Source organism: Roseomonas sp. TAS13 (assembly GCF_001950415.1).
Classification (GTDB): domain Bacteria; phylum Pseudomonadota; class Alphaproteobacteria; order Acetobacterales; family Acetobacteraceae; genus Roseomonas; species Roseomonas mucosa.
The window spans coordinates 1-1,651 of the sequence record NZ_BDLP01000613.1 but is presented as its reverse complement, the minus strand read 5'-3'; the positions used below and the strand labels follow the sequence as shown (position 1 = coordinate 1,651).

Here is a 1,651-nt window from a genome sequence, read left to right as displayed (position 1 = left end):
CGTGTCGGGTGATGAAAGCGCGGATCGGTGCTGGCGAGCAGCCCGACCCTGGCCGCTCCCGCCATGCCGGCGAGGGTTTCCAGCCGGTGCCGGTCGGCGCCATCGAGGATAATGGCTGCGGCACAGAGCATCGGCAGGGTGAGCTTGTGGCGAAGCGCCGCCGCGTCAGCCCGCAGCCGCGCCGCGAAGGCGGCATCGGGAAGCGCCGGGGGGAGTGCCGCGATGACCCATCCCTCCGCATGCCCGATCAGGTCATCCCGGCTGATCTCGCAGGCACCCTTGGGCGCGCGCATGCGGCCGAGCGACAGCAGCCGGGTCAGCCGGCCGTAGCTGTCGCGGTCCGTGGGCCAGGCGAGATAGGCCGAGCCGTCGGTCAGCACGAGGCGGGTGCCCACGACGTAGCGCAGCCCGACTTCCCTGGCCGCGACGTGGGCACGCACGGCCCCGGCCAGGCTGTTGCGGTCGCAGATGCTGAGGCCCGCATGTCCAAGCGCCTTGGCCACGGCGACCAGCTCGGCCGGGTGCGAGGCCCCGTCCAGCAGCGAGTAGTTGGAGCGAGCACAAAGTTCGGCGAAGACAGACATCAGGCGAGATAGCCATGCAGGAACCAACGAGCGGGTTTGTCGGGGCGGATCGGCCCGGCCCGGCCGATCCAGAGCCGTGCCCCCGTCGCCAGCGCGACCCGGTAGTAGTCACGGCCGGGCCGCTCCTCCGGCTCGCGCCACCACTCGGCCTCGATGCGGTCCGGGCCTTCGGCCCAGAGCACCGCATGCATGGCGCCGTCGAGCCGGATCCGGGTGGGGGGACCATCCGGCACCCCCGCGACCACCATCAGCGGCACCGGCCGGGGCAGCAGCCTGACCGGCTGCGCAAGGCCCGGCCAGGCACCGTCGCGCGGCACAGGCGCGAAGGGATCCACCTCCCGCACCGCCCGCTCGGGCCAGTGGCTCTCAACCGGGTCCAGGCGCCACACCGGTAAGCGCTGCCCCAGGCGGTCCAGCAACTGGCCGAGCGCTTCCTCGGCGCGGTGCCCGCCGGGGCTGATCGCACCCATGCCGTCCTGCGCCGCGACGAGTGGGTTGGTGCTGTCCGCCTGCAGGGTGAGGCGTTCGAAGCCGAGATCCGGCTCCAGCCGCCCCAGCACCTCACCGAACAATCGGCGCAGGTGCGCCGGCGTTCGCGTCGGCAGCCCGGTGCCGATCGTGAGCTCCTGCACGTCCCCGTCCACTCGGAACGCCCGCAGCGTGATCCGCCGCGCGCCCTGGCCTGCCCCGGCCAGCTTCTGGCAGAGCCGATCGAGCAGGCTGTCCACAGCGCGGTCGATGTCTGCGCGGGTGACGATCGGGTCCACGAAGTGGCCGACCGCCGAGTATTCTGGCGGCGGCCGAACCGGGCTCAGCGGCCGGGGGCGCTCGCCTGTGATCGCATCCAGCACGTCCAGGAGCTGGCGCCCGAAGCGCCGGCTCAGCGGCGCCCGGGGCTGGCGGAGCACGTCGCCGATGTCCTGCAGGTCGAGCCGGTGCAACCCGGCGAGGCAGTCAGGCGGCAGCCGCAGCACCGACAGCGGCAGGCCTTCCATCACGGCCCGTTCCTTCCCGGGTGGCAGGATGACGCCGTGCCGCCCGGCTCGCGCCAGTGCCGCCGCGACGTC

2 protein-coding genes are annotated in these 1,651 nt (G+C 73.2%); both read right to left on the bottom strand.

Features of this window, described 5'->3' with window-relative positions; genetic code table 11:
- Nucleotides 1–584, bottom strand: a 584-nt coding sequence (locus ROTAS13_RS24205; RefSeq protein ID WP_253187763.1) for a PHP domain-containing protein, incomplete at its 3' end; no start/stop codon positions are given.
- Nucleotides 584–1,651: DNA polymerase Y family protein (locus tag ROTAS13_RS24200; protein ID WP_075823638.1), on the bottom strand; the 1,068-nt coding region annotated here is incomplete at its 5' end. The genes ROTAS13_RS24205 and ROTAS13_RS24200, both read right to left, overlap by 1 nt.